The organism is Microcystis sp. LEGE 08355 (assembly GCF_015207185.1).
In the GTDB taxonomy this organism is placed as follows: Bacteria; Cyanobacteriota; Cyanobacteriia; order Cyanobacteriales; family Microcystaceae; genus Microcystis; species Microcystis panniformis.
Genome location: NZ_JADEXI010000835.1, coordinates 1 through 1,538 on the forward strand (window position 1 = coordinate 1; position 1,538 = coordinate 1,538).

The 1,538-nt window shown below is 45.0% G+C and carries 2 protein-coding genes and 1 pseudogene; 1 reads left to right on the top strand and 2 read right to left on the bottom strand.

The features are described from left to right. Positions 1 to 37 precede the first annotated feature (37 nt). Entirely contained in the window at positions 38 to 169 is a 132-nt protein-coding gene (locus IQ242_RS26850) for a hypothetical protein (protein WP_255520723.1), read from the bottom strand. A 35-nt stretch (positions 170 to 204) separates the two neighbouring features. Further along, positions 205 to 1,065 carry a fructosamine kinase family protein gene (locus IQ242_RS24495; RefSeq protein WP_193961742.1) on the bottom strand — a complete coding sequence of 287 codons (861 nt, stop codon included), beginning with the start codon at positions 1,063 to 1,065 and terminating at the stop codon, positions 205 to 207. A 222-nt stretch (positions 1,066 to 1,287) separates the two neighbouring features. Between IQ242_RS24495 and IQ242_RS24500 the strand changes: the two are divergent. After that, positions 1,288 to 1,422: pseudogene (locus IQ242_RS24500) on the top strand (DUF433 domain-containing protein); the annotation flags it as partial. Positions 1,423 to 1,538: the final 116 nt, after the last annotated feature.

Here is a 1,538-nt window from a genome sequence, read left to right on the forward strand (position 1 = left end):
CCCCACACCCTACACCCTGCCCCTAGGAAAAACTTTTTCAGCAAACCCTAATTAACTCTCCCTTGACTAATTCGTAACGATTACCATCGTCAGGTAACGCCATAAACTCTGCATCAGTCCATACTTTTGTCTCTGGAGTTTTCATCACAGTAGTTTCTCGAACAGACATAATTTATCCTCGGTAAAGATTCACAAGTCAAACCCTTAAAGAATTTCCTGTAACATCCGATTGGCCTGGGAAGCGTAACCACCACCAAATAAATTAAAGTGGTTGAGAATATGGTAGAGATTGTAAAGAGTTTTGCGCTTTTGATAACCAGCATCGAGGGGGAAAACATCGTTATAACCCCGATAAAAAGCCGCCGGAAAACCGCCAAAAAGTTCCGTCATGGCTAAATCTACCTCCCGGTCTCCCCAATAGGTGGCCGGGTCTAAAATTACTGGTTCCCCATCGACGGTAATTGCCGCGTTTCCCGACCACAAATCACCGTGGACGAGGGAGGGATGGGGTTGATGCTGACTCAAAATCTCGCTAATAGCGGGAATAACTTGATCCTCGTCGGGAAAATTGCCGCCTCGCTCCTTCGCAAGTCTTAATTGATAGCCAATACGCTGATGAGCGAAAAAATCCGCCCAATTGTTACTAATGGTATTAATCTGGGGAGTAGAACCAATGGTATTATTACACTGCCAACCAAAGCGATCGGACAGGGAAACTTGATGTAAACGAGCTAAATTTTGCCCCATTTTTTCCCAGCTTTGGCTATTGCCACCGCCGAATTCTAACCACTCTAGCACTAAATAACTAGATTTCTCGGCAATTCCCCAACAAATTGGCTCCGGAACCCTGATAGTCTTGGTAGCGTGAATTTGCTTTAATCCTAAAGCTTCGGCCGCAAACATGGCCTCTTGGTTCGCTTGGTTAATCTTAACGAAATAAATTAAACCATTGCCACTGACCGCATAACCCTGATTGATGCAGCCACCACTAACGGGATGACTTTTCTCAATTTCAAAAGGTTTTTCCGTGGTTTGGGTAATATGTCGGGCAATTTGAGTCCACATGGTTTATCAGTTATCAGTTAGAAGGCAACAGGCAACAGGCAAAAGGCACTCTTGCAATAGTTATTTTAGCTAAGTAGCCGGTTACGATTAAAGATAAAATACAAAGAACCAGAAGCCTGTCCCACTATCTAACGTTAGACCGCGCCGTTTACCTGACTTGGAACTACTCTGGGCAGAAAGAATTGATAGACTATCAATATAGAACCCAGAGGTCAAAGACTTATGCTTAGGGACTCCTCAATCATTAGCGCATCTCCAGAGATTATGGGTGGCACTCCAGTCTTTACCGGTACTAGAGTTCCTGTTCAAACGCTTCTGGACTATCTCAAGGCGGGAGAATCCATAGTTGACATCCTCACCGCCGTAAACGGACGGTGATTCCCAAACCTCACGATTTAGGTTTCTGCTTCTTTCCCTTGCGGGGTTCCGCACCTGCCTTAACAGATTCACTCTGTTCTGGTCTTATGGTCGCT